The organism is Nocardioides pacificus (assembly GCF_054775955.1).
In genome coordinates this window covers 344,106-357,279 of record NZ_BAAHCI010000005.1, presented here as the reverse complement: position 1 = coordinate 357,279, position 13,174 = coordinate 344,106, and the positions used below count along the sequence as shown (strand labels likewise).

Below are 13,174 nucleotides of genomic sequence, written 5' to 3'. Positions count from 1 at the left end.
GGCGCCCGTGTCCCTCCCCCGAAGGAGCCTCATGACCGCGAACGCCACCAGCACCACCGGCCCCAACGACGACGTCGTCGCGCTCCTCGAGCGTCAGCACCAGCACATCCGCGACCTCTTCGCCGAGGTGGGGCGCGCCCGCAGCACGGAGACCAAGCAGGAGAGGTTCGAGGAGCTGCGGCGCTTCCTCGCCGTGCACGAGACGGCCGAGGAGCTGATCACCCACCCGCGGGCTCGCACCTCCGAGGGCGGCAACGACGTCGTCGACGCCCGGCTCGAGGAGGAGACCGCGGCCAAGAAGATGCTCGCCGACCTCGACGGCATGAAGGTCGACGAGGACGGTTTCTCCGAGAAGCTCGCCGCCCTCAAGGACGCCGTCCTCGCGCACGCCGAGGCCGAGGAGCGCGAGGAGTTCCCGCTGCTGCGCCGCGACGTGGCCCCCGACCGGCTGCAGCTCATGGCGCAGGCCGTGCTCGCGGCCGAGGCGATCGCCCCCACGCACCCGCACCCGAGCGTCGGCAGCTCGATGACCACCAACCTGATGGCCGGCCCGCTCGCGTCGGTCCTCGACCGCACCCGCGACGCGGTCAAGGCGGTGCTCGCCAAGGGCTGACCCACCGAGACATTGCGACGAAATGGCTGGGGATCGGGCTCCGGGTCAGCCCATCTGTCGCAATGTTTCTGGGACCGGGACCGGGACCGGGGCTGGGGTCAGGTGGCGATCAGGCCGCGCAGGTAGGCCGCCTGGCCGACGTGCTGGGTGTCGTCGTTGACGACGCTCACCAGGCGCACGCCCAGCGTCACCGGCGGGTCCCAGCGCTCGTCGACGACCCGCTCGAGGTCTGCGGCGGTGACACCGGGCAGCCAGCCGACGGTCTGCTCGTGCACCGCGCGGAGGTACGACGCGAGCAGGTCGGCGTCGGCGCGCACCACCGCGACCTGCGCCGGGGTGTGGCCGTAGCCGGTGTCGCTCTCCTCGAGCGGGAGCCCGAACCGCTGGCAGAAGCCCTGGGCGGTCCAGACCTGTTCCAGCCCCGCGACCTCCGCGACGTGGTCGTCCTGGACACGGGTGAGGTGCCAGACGAGCCAGGCGATGGAGTTGCTGTCGGTGCCGGGGCGGTGGGCGAGCTCCTTGGCGGAGAGGCCGTCGAGGACGGCCAGGCCGTCCTCCAGCACGCGGCCGAACGAGTCGATCAGCAGGTCAGCAGGGGTCATGGTGACGTCCTCTCGGGGGCGGTCGCGCGAGTGAGGAAGGTCGTCGCCCCGAGGCGGCCGTCCGGGCCGAGCGCATAGTCGGGGATGGTGCCGACGCGGTCCCATCCCCAGCTCTCGTAGAGCGACTCTGCCTGGCTCCCGGTCTCCGTGTCCAGCACCAGCCGGGTCCGGCCGATGGCGTGCGCGTGCTCCTCCAGCGTACGCATCAGCCCGCGGCCGATCCCCTGGCCACGTGCCCCGCGGTGCACGAGCAGCTTGGAGACCTCGGCCCGGTGGGTCCCGTTGGGCATGCCGGCGAGGACCAGTCGGACCACACCGACCACTGGGCCGGCGGCCTCTGCCCGCGCCAGCCAGGTCGCCGTGTCGGGGTCCGCGAGAGCCGCGGCCCACCATCGCACGGCTGCGTCGTGGCCGAGCGGCGCCAGGAATCCCACGCTCGCGCCCGAGTCCACGGCGTCGACGAGCAGGTCGGCGAGCTGGTCGAGGAGTGGGGCGACCTCGCTGTCGGTGGGCTGGTGCTCGCGCGGCAGGAGAGTGATCTGCATGGGCGGCAGGCTAGGTCGACGCCCATCGCTCACCACCGCCCGGGCGGCTCAGGCCGTGCGGGACGGCCGGGACGGCAGCGACGGTTGGGTCGGGTGGAGACGCCGGTGCTCGATCGTGGCCAGCCCGGCCAGGGCGGCGCGGCTGATGCCGCTGAAGCTGAGCTCGCCGCCGGCGGCCAGCACCTGGTCGGTGCAGCGGTGCAGGGCCTGGGCGCCGTCGACGTCGATCGTGCGGACCCGGGTGAGGTCGAGCCAGATGCGGCGCTGTCCCTGGCTGAGGGCGGCGCTCACGGCCCGGTGGAGGTCGTAGGAGGTCACACAGTCGAGATCGCCGTCGATCTCGATGACCTGGCGTCCCGCGTCGGGGACGATGCTGAGACTGCTCATGGTTGTGCTCCGGTGGTGGGTCCCGAGGTGGCGGGATGTCGTGCGGTGAGGTCGGATGGACCTCGGAGTCCCACCGTAGGTGCGACAGGTTTCAAGCAGGGTGTTCCTGCGCTAACTGCAGGTGTCGCAGCGGGACGCATCGGGGCCCGCGGGCCCCTTCGGTGCGGCCGTTAGGTTGTCAGGATGACCGAGGAGCTGACCCCCGACGAGCTGGCCTTCCTGCAGTCGGCCTTCGAGCTGGCCCGCACGGGCGACACCGAGATGCTCGCGTCGTACGTCGACCAGGGTCTGCCGGTGAACCTGACCAACAGCTCGGGGGACAGTCTGCTGATCCTCGCGGCCTACTACAGCCACGCCGCGCTGGTGCGGGCGCTGCTCGAGCGCGGTGCCGACCACGCGCGGGTCAACGATCGGGGACAGACCGCGCTGGCCGCGGCGGTGTTCCGCCGTGAGGAAAGGATCGTGCGGGACCTGCTCGCCGCCGGGGCCGATCCCGAGCTGGGCGAGAAGTCCGCGGTCGCCATCGCGACGTTCTTCGAGCTGCCGGAGATGCTCTCGCTGATGGGGCGCTGAGCACCCGCTCCTGTTGCCACTCTGGAAACAAGGCCCTAGGGTTTCCTGTATGGAAACTGGATCCGGCTCACCGACTCCTGACGAGGCGCGCGAGCTCCTGGCGCAGCTGGCGGGCGACGAGAGCGCCGTGCGCTACCCACCGCTGCCCCGGTGGTTCTATCCGGTGATGGCCGCCCTCGTGGCCGGGCTGCACCTCGTCCGGATGCTCCCCTCCGAGGGCGCCGCGGCGGCGACCCTGGGACTGGGCGCGGTCGCGGTGCTCCTCGGCTCGCGCCACTGGCTCTATCGCGACGGCGTCGCCGGGGTCACGCCGAGCCTGCGCGACATGCTGCCCTTCCTCGTCGCCATGATGGCCAGCTTCGCGGGATGTGCGCTGGTCGCCGACGCCACCGGGGCCGGCTGGGTCTGGGCGATCGGCGCCGTCTTCTCGGCCGCCGTGGTGCTGCTCACCGGCCGCGCCTACCGGCGGGAGTACGGCGATGCCCGCTGAGGCCGCCTTCAACGAGGTCATCCACGCCCCCCACCGGCTGCGGATCTGCGCGATGCTCAAAGCCGCCCAGAAGGTCGAGTTCGCCGTGCTGCAGGAGCAGCTCGGCGTCTCGAAGTCGGCGCTGAGCAAGCACCTGTCCCAACTGGCGGAGGCGGGGTACGTCGAGCAGGAGCGGACGCTGCGGGACTCCCGCAACCGGCTGTGGCTGTCGCTGACCGCCGAGGGGTCGCGTGCCTATGCGGCGCACGTGCGGGCTCTGCAGGAGATCGTGGCCGAGGCCTGACCGAGCCTCAGCCGGACGCTCAGGTGCCGCAGAAGGTCTGGTACGTCGCGCTGAAGTCCTCCGGCGCCGGCTCCGCATAGCGCTCGAGCCCGGGGCGCTCGTCGTACGGCGAGGTGACGGCGTCCAGCAGCCGCTTCAGGGGCGCCAGGTCGCCGGCCGTTCCCGCCGTGAGGGCCTCCTCGACGAGGTGGTTGCGGGGGATGTAGACGGGGTTGACCCGGTCCATCGCCTCGCCGTCCGGGCCCAGCGCGCGCCAGCGCTCGAGCCACTCGTCGAACCCCGCGAGGTCGAGGACCAGCCCGCGGGCGGGCTCGACGTCTCCGCGGGCGGCCGCCCCCAGGCTGCGGAAGAACGACGTGAGGTCGACGTGGTTGTCGCGCAGCAGCGCGAACAGGTCATCGGCGAGCGAGCGGACGAGCGCGTCGTCGAGCCCCGGGGGGAGACCGAGCTTGGCCCGCAGGCCGGCCGTGAAGGCGGCGTCGTACTGCGGCGCGAAGGCCCCCAGCGACTCGGTGGCGATCGCGATCGCCTGCTCCTGGTCGTCGTGCAGCAGGGGCAGCAGCGCCTCGGCGAGCCGGGCGAGGTTCCACTGCGCGATGCCCGGCTGGTTGCCGTAGGCGTAGCGCCCGCCCTCGTCGATCGAGCTGTAGACGGTGCCGGGGTCGTAGGCCTCCATGAACGCGCACGGGCCGTAGTCGATGCTCTCGCCCGAGATCGTCATGTTGTCGGTGTTCATCACGCCGTGGATGAAGCCGACGAGCATCCACTGCGCCACCAGCGACGCCTGTGTGGAGACGACCGCGTCGAAGAGGGCGCGGGCCCGGTGGTCGGTCCCGGCCGCCTGCGGGTGGTGGCGGGCGACGGCGTGGTCGACGAGTCGGCTCAGCAGGTCGGTCTCGCCGGTGGCCCGGGCGAACTGGAAGGTCCCCACGCGCAGGTGGCTGCTCGCGACGCGGGCGAGCACGGCGCCGGGGAGCACGCTCTCGCGCCGCACCGGCCGGCCGGTGGCCACGACCGCGAGGGAGCGGGTGGTGGGGATCCCGAGGGCGTGCATCGCCTCGCTGACGACGTACTCGCGCAGCATCGGGCCCACCGCGGCCAGGCCGTCGCCGCCCCGCGCGAACGGCGTACGCCCCGACCCCTTGAGGTGCAGGTCTCGCAGCCGCCCGTCGGTGCTCTCGAGCTCGCCGAGCAGCAGCGCCCGGCCGTCGCCCAGCCGAGGGGAGAAGCCGCCGAACTGGTGGCCGGCGTAGGCCTGCGCCACCGGGCTGGCGCCGTCGGGCACCAGGTTGCCGACCAGCAGCCGCAGGCCGTCCGTGCCGCGCAGCGCGTCCGCGTCCAGACCGAGCTCGGCCGCGAGCGGCTCGTTGAGCGTCAGCAGCTGCGGCGCGGGGGCCTCCTCGGCCTGCCAGGGGAGCGCCAGCTCCGGCAGCTCGTGCGCGAACCGCGACTGGAGGGAGAGGGTCGGGACTGGGGTGCCGGTCACCTCTTCGAGAGTACGGGTCACCCGGGCGCCCACCGCTGGACGGGACGGGACTTTTCGCTCCGCCGGAGCCCGGCGGCACCTAGTCTGTGCGTCCATGACCCTGACGCCCGAGAACGCCACGTGGTTCGCCGAGATCTTCGACCGGCTGAGCGCCAACGTCGGACAGGCGCTGCTCGGCAAGACCCCGGCGATCCGGCTCGCGCTGACCTGCATGCTCACCGAGGGCCACCTGCTCCTCGAGGACGCTCCCGGGACCGGCAAGACGGCGCTGGCGCGCGCGATCGCGGCGACCGTCGAGGGCTCGCACAGCCGCATCCAGTTCACCCCCGACCTGCTCCCCTCCGACATCACCGGCGTGACGATGTATGACCAGAACGCCGGCACGTGGGAGTTCCACCGGGGGCCGGTCTTCGCCTCGATCGTGCTGGCCGACGAGATCAACCGGGCCTCGCCCAAGACCCAGTCGGCCCTGCTCGAGGTGATGGAGGAGTCGCACGTGACCGTCGACGGCACGCGGCACGACGCGGGCCGGCCGTTCATGGTCATCGCCACCCAGAACCCCGTCGAGCAGGCCGGGACCTACCGGCTGCCGGAGGCCCAGCTGGACCGCTTCTTGATGAAGACGTCGGTGGGCTACCCCGACCGGGCGGCGGCCATCGAGGTGCTGGCCGGATCGGCGAGCCCCGACCGGGCCGCGGGCCTGTCCCCGGTCATCTCGACGACCGCGATCGCCGAGATGGCCGACCTGGTGCGCCTCAACCACGTCGACACCGCGGTGCTCGACTATGTCCAGCGCCTCGTGGAGGCGACCCGCGAGGACCCGGACACCACGCTGGGCGTCTCCACCCGCGGGGCCATCGCGATGGTGCGGGCCACCCGGGTCTGGGCGGCGGCCGCCGGGCGCAACTACGTGCTGCCCGACGACGTGAAGCAGCTCGCCGTGCCGGTCTGGGCCCACCGGCTGGTGCTGGCGCCCGATGCCGAGTTCGGCGGCAGGAGCGCCCAGGACGTCGTGCTGCGTGCGCTCGAGTCGGTCCAGCCGCCGGCGTTGGCGAGCGCCGGGTGAGTGGTTGGACCACGCTCGGTCGCGCGACGCTGGCCTGCTGCCTGGTCGTCGCGGTGCTGGGCGTCTGGCAGGGCTGGCTGGAGTTCCTGGCGCTCGCGCTGGTCCTCGCGGTCGCGCTGCTGGTCGCGGTGGTCCACACCCGCGGCGACGCCGACTACGCCGTGCATCTCGAGCTGGTGACGCCGCGGGTCGGCGTCGGCGAGCCCGCCGCCGGACGGGTGGTGGTGGCGAACCGGGCGCGTCGCCCCCTGGCCGGCGTCCGGGTGGAGCTGCCGTTCGGCACGCTCAGCCTGCCCCGGATGGCAGGCGGAGCCGAGCACACCGAGGAGTTCGCCGTCCCGACCGATCGCCGGGCGGTGATCCCGCTCGGCCCGGTCACGGCCGTGCGCGGCGACACCCTCGGGCTGATCCGGCGCACCCAGGTCTGGCCCGAGGTCGTGGAGCAGTACGTCCATCCCCGGACCCTGCGCCTCGACGGGGCGGCGGCCTCGTTCCTGCGCGACGTCGACGGCGCCGCGACCCTCGACCTCTCGTCCTCGGACCTGGCCTTCCACTCGCTGCGCGACTATGTCCCCGGCGACGACCGACGGGCGATCCACTGGCGCACGACCGCCCGGGTGGGACGCCTGGTGATCCGCCAGTTCGAGGAGACCAAGCGCACCCAGCTGCTGGTCGCCCTCACCGTGCGCGCCGAGGACTACGCGGCGGCGTCCGAGTTCGAGCTGGCCGTCTCGGCTGCTGCGTCGCTGAGCGTGCAGGCGCTGCGCGAGGGGCGCGAGGTCGCGGTCGTCACCCAGGCCGGGCCGCTCGCCTTCCGCACTCCGACCGCGCTCCTCGACCGGCTCTCGGGCCTCGAGTGGCAGCCCGACCCCGCTCGGTTGGGCCCGCAGCTGGGCGACGTGGCCTCCCGCGGGCTCGCGCTCTTCCCGCACACCTCGGTGTGCGCTCTCGTCCTGGGCAGCGGCGCGGGTCCCGACGAGCTGGCCTCGGCCGCCGCCACGCTGCCCCGCGACGTCGCGGCGTTCGCCGTACGCTGCCTGGACGGTCAGCCTCCTGCCCGGCACCGGGTCCAGCAGGTCGACGTGCTCGACGTCGCCGATCTCGCGGACCTGCCCCGCGGGCTTCGGACCCTGGCGTGAGCGGCCCACGATGAGGATCCTGCGCCGCGCAGGCGCTGCCGGGCGTGGTCGGGGGGCGCAGCCGCGTGATCTCTCGGTCAGCTCGGTCGTCGACGTGATCGTCCTGATCGTCCTGCTCGGGGTGGGCGTGATGGCCTACGGGCCCGTCTTCGGTGGCCTTCCGGGCTACCGCGCCGCCGGCGGGGGCGTCCAGCTCGGCATGCTCGTCGCGCTGCTCTCCTCCTGGAGGGGGTGGTCGCTGTGGCTCACGGCGTCCGTGGCCTCCACCGTGTTCCTGCTGTTCGGGGGGCTCTTCGCGCTGCCCGGCGAGGCCACGGCCGGGGTGGCGCCCGGACCCGACACGGCTCGACGGCTGCTCTCGCTCTCGCTCTCGGTGTGGGGCGAGCTGCCGACGCTGAGCACCCCCGCGCCCGAGGAGTCGGGGGCCACCGTGCTGCCCTACCTCGCGGGGATGCTCTGCGCGCTGGCGGCCGGGACGCTCGCCCTGCGCGGACGACGCCCCCTCTGGGCCCTCGTGCCAGTCCTGCTCTTCGTGATGAGCGCGATCCTGTGGGGCACCGAGGAGAACCGGTGGGCGGTGCCCCAGGGGCTGATGCTCGGCGTCGGCGGCCTGGCCTGGGCGTCGTGGCGCAGTGCCCGGACTCGCGCCCTCGCCCCGGCGGCCGGGGCCGGCTGGGCCTCGCGACGACGGGGTGCGCTGGCGGGGCTCGCCGTACTCGGCCTGGCGACGGGTGTCGCGGGGGCCGGTGCGGCCGGGCTGTCCACGGTCACCGACCGCGACGTGCTCCGCGAGAGTGCCGTGCCCCAACTCGATCTGGGGTCCTATCCCAGCCCGCTGCTGCGCTACCGCGACCTCGCCCAGGGGAAGCGCTACGAGACGCTGCTGAGTGTCCGCGGGCTTCCCCGGACGGGGCGGCTGCGGGTGGCGACGCTGGAGAGCTATGACGGGGTCGTCTACGACGACGGCGGTGGTGCCGGCTACGTCGAGATCGACGAGGAGGTCGAGCCGCCCGAGGGGACAGACGGCGGCAACACCACGACCGTCCAGGTCACGGTCGAGGGATACGACGGCGTGTGGTTGCCCGGCGGCGGCGACCTGCGTCGTCTCGTCTTCGACGGGCCGCGGGCGGGCCTGCTCGCCGAGAGCGCGCACTACGACCCGGCGACCGGCAACGTGCTCACCACCGCCGGTCTCGAGGAGGGCGACGGCTACCGCGTCAACGTCGTGCTTCCCCGCTCCGCGGTCAGCCTGGAGGACCTCGCGGGCATCGACCCCGGCGGCGACCGGCTTCCCCCCGTGCTGCGCGTTCCCTCGATCGTCCTGGAGAAGGCCGTCGAGTTCGCCGCCGACGAGACCGACCCTGCGCTGCGGCTCGCGAGCATCGCCGAGACCCTGAGCTTCTGGGGCTACTTCTCCGACGGCTCCGACGGCCGCTCGCCCGCCGGGCACAGCGCACCGCGGATGCATGCGCTGCTGACCGGCAGCGAGATCGTCGGCGACGACGAGCAGTACGCCGTGCTGACGGCCCTGATGGCGCGCAAGCTCGGGATCCCCGCCCGCGTGGTGCTCGGCTTCCACCGCGAGACCCGCCCCGAGGGACCCGGCGGTGGACGAGCCGAGGAGGTCGAGCTCACCGGGGCCGACCTGCACGTGTGGGCGGAGGCGTCCTTCGAGGGGCACGGATGGGTGCCGATCGAGGCGACCCCGCCGCGCGAGAAGACCCTGCCCGTGGAGGTGTCCGACGGGAAGGGCAAGGGTCGCAAGGGACAGCGCCAGGACCGGGACGACCAGGCGGAGGACGCGGACGACGCCGCGCCCGAGGGGTCCACGCCCGCGTGGTGGCTGCTCGCGCTGGTGGTGCTGCTCCTCGCCGTGACGGTCCCGCCGCTGCTCGTCGTACTCCTCAAGGGGCGGCGGCGTCGACGTCGTCGCACCCGAGGGACTCCCGTCGAACGCGCCGTCGGCGGCTGGGCCGAGGTGGTCGACGCCGCTGCCGACCTGGGGTCGCGCTCCCCGGACGCGGCGACGCGTCGCGAGGGTGCCCTCGTGCTCGCTGCCGCCCATCCCGACGCCGTGCTGCTCCCGCTCGCCGACGAGGTCGACGCGTGGGCGTTCGGACCGGGACAGCCGACCCCGGACGACCTCTCGCTGGTGTGGGCCGCGTCGCAGCAGGCCCGCGCCACCATGGCCCGCGACGTCAGCCGGCGGCGGCGCTGGTGGGCGAAGATCTCGCCGGCCTCGTTGCGGAGTCGACGCGGCTGAGGGCGCCCATCTTCAGGGACCCAGCGTCAGGGACCCAGCGTCAGGGACCCAGCGTCAGGGACCCAGCGTCAGGGACCCAGCGTCAGGGCGCCAGGCCGAGGAGCCGGCGCGCCCCGTCCGGCCACCACGTGCCGGCGGACGGGCCACCGTTGCACTCGCCGTCCGACTCGCCGGGGCGCTTCACCCAGACGTAGCCGTCCAGCAGGCCCTTGCGCAGCCAACGCGGGCGGGGGCCGAGCCGCGCGTGCGGAGGGTTGCACCACGTGCCGTCGCCGGGGCCGGCGCCGTTGCGCGCGGTCTCGATCAGGTAGCGCTTGCGCGGGTGGCCGAGCTTGCGCAGCTCCACGGCGATCCGTGCGGCGTAGGCCTGCTCGACGGCTGTGGTGCGGAAGTTCGACACGTTCGTCGTGAAACCGCGCGCCTTCGCGATGCCGGCTCGGGCCAGGCGCCCGGCGATGTCGGGTGCGGCGTGCCACCCGCTGTGTCCGGCGTCGAGATAGACCCACACCCCGGCCTTCGAGAGCTTGCGGACCGTCTGACGCAGCAGGGCCGCGCGGTTGCCCTGTCCGGTGCAGTCGCCGATCATGGGGACCGCGTCGGGTTCGAGGACGGCGATCGCCTGGCGGCCACGCAGCCCCCGTGCGACCTGACTGACCCACTTCCGGTAGACCGGCGGGGTGAAGCCGCCGGCGGAGTGCGAGCCACAGTCGCGGCCGGGGACCGCATAGAGCGCGACCAACGGGGTCCGCCGCGCGGCGACGGCGCGGTCGGCGTACCCCGCTGCGACGGCAGCGACCTGGTTGACCGGGTGGTGATCGGTGAGCCAGAAGGCTTGGGGCGCCGTCGCGATCGGACGGTACGCCGGGTCGGTGGTGGCCGCTCGGAAGGCGTTCGACTCGGTGTCGACGTAGACCGGTCGGGTCAGCCGCGGGTCCGGTGCTCGACGGGTCGCTTCCTGGGCCGGCTCGGCTCTTTCGCTCAGGGAGGGGACCGGAGAGGTCGCCGGTCCGGCAGCGGAGGGGGCGGCCAGACCCAGTCCGAGGATGAGCGCCAGCGCGAACGCTCGTGCCGGAGCCATGTCTCTCACCAGGGCAGCCTAGTGGGGCGGGTGATCGCGAGGAGGGTTTCCGGCACCGGTCCTGCGGGATCTCTCCCTCCCCTGGGTACCGTCCACCTCATGATCAACCTGTCGCGCGCCGTGCCCCTTGCCACCGTCGCCGCCCTGGCCCTGCTCGCGGGCTGCGGCAGCGGGGACGAGTCGAGCTCGGAGCCGGAGAAGTCCGCGACGGAGTTCAACGAGGCCGACGTCGCCTTCGCGACCGACATGATCCAGCACCACGCCCAGGCGCTGTCGATGGTCGACCTGACGCTGGGACGCCCCCTCAGCCCCGAGACCGAGCAGCTCGTCGAGGACATCCGCAACGCGCAGGCCCCGGAGATCGAGACGATGAGCGACTGGCTGGTCTCGTGGGACGAGCCCGTGCCGGAGACGATGCGCGACCACGCCAACGCCCACGGCGACGGGGAGGGGGACGGGGACGGGGACGGGCACGACACCGACATGCCGGGGATGATGTCCGGGGAGCAGATGACCGCGCTGGAGAAGGCGTCTGACGCGGAGTTCGAGGACCTCTGGCTGGAGATGATGGTCGAGCACCACGAGGGCGCCGTGGAGATGGCGGAGGAGCAGCAGGAGGACGGTCAGTACGACGAGGCCGTCGAGCTCGCCGAGGACATCGTGACCGGTCAGCAGGCCGAGATCGAGATGATGGAGGAGATGCTCGCCTCCTGAGCCGGCGCCTGCCCGACCCCAGCCTGCCGGACCCCCCAGCCTGCCCGACCTCAGTCGACGGCGCGCAGGAACTGCTCGAGGATCGGGCCGGAGGTCTGGGATCCCGACTGGCCGGTCTCGACGAACACCGCCACGGCCAGGTCGCCGCGAGCCGCCACCATCCACGTGTGGGTGGGCAGCGGGGTCCCGGAGCCGTACTCCGCCGTCCCCGTCTTGGCGATCACCTCGCCGGGCACGTCGGCCAGGAACGAGCCGCTCCCCTCGGTGACCACCGCCCGCAGCATCGCGCGCAGGTCGCGGGTCTCGCCGGGGGTCAGCGGCTGCTCGGGAGCCGTCTGCTCGACCTCGACGTCGGGCAGCAGCGTCGGCAGCACCGCCCGACCGGCGCTCACCGAGGCCATCACCGTCGCCATCGCCATCGGCGAGGCCAGCACCCGGCCCTGGCCGATCAGGTCGGCGGCGGCCTCCGTCTCGCTCTCGGGGGGCGGTACCTCGCCGAAGTAGGACGGGAAGCCGAGGTCGTGGTCGACCCCGAGGCCGAGAGCCGCGGCCGCCTGGGCCAGGGACCTCTCGCCGACCTTGTCGCGAGCCCCGATGATCGCGGTGTTGCAGGAGTTGGCGATCGCGGTGCGCAGCGAGACCTGCCCGAGGGCGGAGGCGGGGTAGTCGTCGTAGTTCTTGAACGACTTGCCGTCGACGGTGGTCGTGGCCGGACACTGGACCGGGGCGTCCGGGCGAAGGCCGCTGCGCAGCAGGGCCAGCGCGCTCACCACCTTGAACGTCGAGCCCGGCGCATATTGGCCGAACGTCGCGGTGTTGTAGCCCGCGGAGCCCGGCCCGCTCGCCGCCGCCACGATCTCGCCGCTGCTGGGCCGGATCGCGACGAGCGCGCTGGCGGGGCCGATGTCGGCCAGTGCCGACTCGGCGGCGCTCTGCGCCCGCTCGTCGAGGGTGGTGCGCAGCGGCTCGCCGCTGGTCTCCTCGACGTCGAAGAGCGTGCGCGCGTCGCCGGCGTCCGCCTCGGCCTGGGGCACGGCCCGGATCGCGATCCCCGGCGTGCCGGCCAGCTGCTCCTCATAGCGCGCCTGCAGACCTGAGATGCCGACGACGTCACCGGCCTCGAGCGCCCCGTCGGACTCCTCGATCATCTCTGCGGTGGCCTCGCCCACGGTCCCCAGGATCGGGCCGGCGAACCCCCGGGTGGGGGCGAGGGACAGCTGGTCCCCGATGACGAGAACGCCGGGGATGCCCTGGGCCGACTGCAGGACCCGGAGCTCGGCGTCGCTCTCGCGCAGGACGACGGCCTCGACGTACGCCTTGTCGCCGGCGGTGCGGACGCGCTCGACGTACGCCGCGACCTCGAGGTCGAGGAGCTGGGCGAGCCGACGTGCCGAGCTCGTCGCCCGGGAGCCGGCGACCTTGGTCTTGTCGACGCCGAAGCGCAGCACGTCGCGACTCGTCACCAGCGGTCGGTCCCCCGCGCCGAGGATGTCGCCGCGCCGGGCGGGCAGGACCTGGGCATCGAGCACCTCGCCCTCGGTCAGCGACGGCTCGACCAGGGTGGGATCCCAGCTCAGGGCCCAGTCGTCATCCGTGCGGGACAGGTCTGCGGTGGTCTCGTAGGTCCAGGTCTCCGCGCCCACCTCCCAGGCCCAGGTTAGCGGCGCGGTGGCCGCATCGCCGTCCACCGTCGCGTCTCCCGCCTCGACCTCGACGGGGAGGTCGGCCACCCGCTCGAGGATGCTCGCGAGCTCGTCGGACGCGTCGGCGTCGGCGCCCGCGTCGGCCAGCGGCACGCCCTCGAGGGTGCGCTCGCTCAGCGCCTCGGCCACGGTGTCCGCGAGGTCGCCGGCCTCGTCCTCGGCCGATGGGCCGGAGCAGCCGGCGGTGATCCCTGTGCTGAGCAGGGCGAGCGTCGTCAGGCTGGCGAGGGTC

Annotated in this window: 14 protein-coding genes; 8 read left to right on the top strand and 6 right to left on the bottom strand. The window is 73.4% G+C overall.

Annotated elements, in window-relative coordinates; genetic code table 11:
• Positions 1-31 precede the first annotated feature (31 nt).
• The gene (locus ACYU7L_RS04250; protein ID WP_460794008.1) at positions 32-613 is read left to right on the top strand and encodes a hemerythrin domain-containing protein; all 582 of its coding nucleotides are present in this window, start codon (positions 32-34) and stop codon (positions 611-613) included.
• A gap of 98 nt (positions 614-711) precedes the next feature.
• Here ACYU7L_RS04250 and ACYU7L_RS04245 read toward each other — a convergent pair whose 3' ends face one another.
• The 3 genes from ACYU7L_RS04245 to ACYU7L_RS04235 are packed head-to-tail and all read right to left on the bottom strand — an operon-like array spanning position 712 to position 2,147.
• Entirely contained in the window at positions 712-1,215 is a 504-nt protein-coding gene (locus tag ACYU7L_RS04245; RefSeq protein WP_460794007.1) for a mycothiol transferase, read from the bottom strand.
• Positions 1,212-1,760, bottom strand: a complete 549-nt coding sequence (locus ACYU7L_RS04240; RefSeq protein WP_460794006.1) for a GNAT family N-acetyltransferase — start codon at positions 1,758-1,760, stop codon at positions 1,212-1,214. Before ACYU7L_RS04240 ends, ACYU7L_RS04245 begins: the two co-directional genes overlap by 4 nt.
• 48 nt (positions 1,761-1,808) lie before the next feature.
• Positions 1,809-2,147, bottom strand: coding sequence for an STAS domain-containing protein (locus ACYU7L_RS04235; protein WP_460794005.1), 339 nt, complete (start codon positions 2,145-2,147; stop codon positions 1,809-1,811).
• Between the two features lie 183 nt (positions 2,148-2,330).
• On the opposite strand from ACYU7L_RS04235, the gene ACYU7L_RS04230 reads away from it, so the two are divergent.
• Genes ACYU7L_RS04230 through ACYU7L_RS04220 form a run of 3 tightly spaced genes read left to right on the top strand, consistent with a single transcriptional unit; the run spans position 2,331 to position 3,493 of the window.
• On the top strand, positions 2,331-2,720 hold the full coding sequence (locus ACYU7L_RS04230) for an ankyrin repeat domain-containing protein (protein ID WP_460794003.1): 390 nt from the start codon (positions 2,331-2,333) through the stop codon (positions 2,718-2,720).
• A gap of 49 nt (positions 2,721-2,769) precedes the next feature.
• On the top strand, positions 2,770-3,210 hold the full coding sequence (locus ACYU7L_RS04225) for a hypothetical protein (RefSeq protein WP_460794002.1): 441 nt from the start codon (positions 2,770-2,772) through the stop codon (positions 3,208-3,210).
• On the top strand, positions 3,200-3,493 hold the full coding sequence (locus ACYU7L_RS04220; protein WP_460794001.1) for a transcriptional regulator: 294 nt from the start codon (positions 3,200-3,202) through the stop codon (positions 3,491-3,493). The genes ACYU7L_RS04225 and ACYU7L_RS04220 overlap by 11 nt, the downstream gene beginning before the upstream one ends.
• Before the next feature lie 19 nt (positions 3,494-3,512).
• On the opposite strand, the gene ACYU7L_RS04215 is transcribed toward ACYU7L_RS04220, so the two are convergent.
• On the bottom strand, positions 3,513-4,979 hold the full coding sequence (locus ACYU7L_RS04215; protein ID WP_460794000.1) for a protein adenylyltransferase SelO: 1,467 nt from the start codon (positions 4,977-4,979) through the stop codon (positions 3,513-3,515).
• Positions 4,980-5,073: 94 nt separating this feature from the next.
• Between ACYU7L_RS04215 and ACYU7L_RS04210 the strand changes: the two genes are divergently transcribed.
• The 3 genes from ACYU7L_RS04210 to ACYU7L_RS04200 are packed head-to-tail and all read left to right on the top strand — an operon-like array spanning position 5,074 to position 9,447.
• Positions 5,074-6,045 (top strand): AAA family ATPase, encoded by a 972-nt coding sequence (locus tag ACYU7L_RS04210; protein WP_460793998.1) that lies wholly within the window; start codon positions 5,074-5,076, stop codon positions 6,043-6,045.
• Positions 6,042-7,184: a DUF58 domain-containing protein gene (locus ACYU7L_RS04205; RefSeq protein WP_460793996.1), complete on the top strand. Its 1,143-nt coding sequence runs from the start codon at positions 6,042-6,044 to the stop codon at positions 7,182-7,184. The genes ACYU7L_RS04210 and ACYU7L_RS04205 overlap by 4 nt, the downstream gene beginning before the upstream one ends.
• A 10-nt stretch (positions 7,185-7,194) precedes the next feature.
• Complete coding sequence (locus tag ACYU7L_RS04200) at positions 7,195-9,447, top strand: transglutaminase family protein (protein WP_460793995.1); 2,253 nt, start codon at positions 7,195-7,197, stop codon at positions 9,445-9,447.
• A gap of 82 nt (positions 9,448-9,529) precedes the next feature.
• Here ACYU7L_RS04200 and ACYU7L_RS04195 read toward each other — a convergent pair whose 3' ends face one another.
• The gene (locus ACYU7L_RS04195; RefSeq protein WP_460796568.1) at positions 9,530-10,525 is read right to left on the bottom strand and encodes a glycoside hydrolase family 6 protein; all 996 of its coding nucleotides are present in this window, start codon (positions 10,523-10,525) and stop codon (positions 9,530-9,532) included.
• Positions 10,526-10,624: 99 nt separating this feature from the next.
• On the opposite strand from ACYU7L_RS04195, the gene ACYU7L_RS04190 reads away from it, so the two are divergent.
• A complete protein-coding gene (locus ACYU7L_RS04190) occupies positions 10,625-11,239 on the top strand; it encodes a DUF305 domain-containing protein (RefSeq protein ID WP_460793994.1) in 615 nt (204 codons plus the stop codon).
• Positions 11,240-11,289: 50 nt separating this feature from the next.
• On the opposite strand, the gene ACYU7L_RS04185 is transcribed toward ACYU7L_RS04190, so the two are convergent.
• On the bottom strand, positions 11,290-13,174 hold a 1,885-nt coding region (locus ACYU7L_RS04185; RefSeq protein WP_460793993.1), incomplete at its 5' end, for a penicillin-binding transpeptidase domain-containing protein.

Bases quoted from the DNA above. Each gene is read 5' to 3' on its own strand.
- ACYU7L_RS04250 (WP_460794008.1), top strand. From the start codon at position 32: ATGACCGCGAACGCCACCAGCACCACCGGCCCCAACGACGACGTCGTC.
- ACYU7L_RS04245 (WP_460794007.1), bottom strand. From the start codon at position 1,215: ATGACCCCTGCTGACCTGCTGATCGACTCGTTCGGCCGCGTGCTGGAG.
- ACYU7L_RS04240 (WP_460794006.1), bottom strand. From the start codon at position 1,760: ATGCAGATCACTCTCCTGCCGCGCGAGCACCAGCCCACCGACAGCGAG.
- ACYU7L_RS04235 (WP_460794005.1), bottom strand. From the start codon at position 2,147: ATGAGCAGTCTCAGCATCGTCCCCGACGCGGGACGCCAGGTCATCGAG.
- ACYU7L_RS04230 (WP_460794003.1), top strand. From the start codon at position 2,331: ATGACCGAGGAGCTGACCCCCGACGAGCTGGCCTTCCTGCAGTCGGCC.
- ACYU7L_RS04225 (WP_460794002.1), top strand. From the start codon at position 2,770: ATGGAAACTGGATCCGGCTCACCGACTCCTGACGAGGCGCGCGAGCTC.
- ACYU7L_RS04220 (WP_460794001.1), top strand. From the start codon at position 3,200: ATGCCCGCTGAGGCCGCCTTCAACGAGGTCATCCACGCCCCCCACCGG.
- ACYU7L_RS04210 (WP_460793998.1), top strand. From the start codon at position 5,074: ATGACCCTGACGCCCGAGAACGCCACGTGGTTCGCCGAGATCTTCGAC.
- ACYU7L_RS04200 (WP_460793995.1), top strand. From the start codon at position 7,195: ATGAGGATCCTGCGCCGCGCAGGCGCTGCCGGGCGTGGTCGGGGGGCG.
- ACYU7L_RS04195 (WP_460796568.1), bottom strand. From the start codon at position 10,525: ATGGCTCCGGCACGAGCGTTCGCGCTGGCGCTCATCCTCGGACTGGGT.
- ACYU7L_RS04190 (WP_460793994.1), top strand. From the start codon at position 10,625: ATGATCAACCTGTCGCGCGCCGTGCCCCTTGCCACCGTCGCCGCCCTG.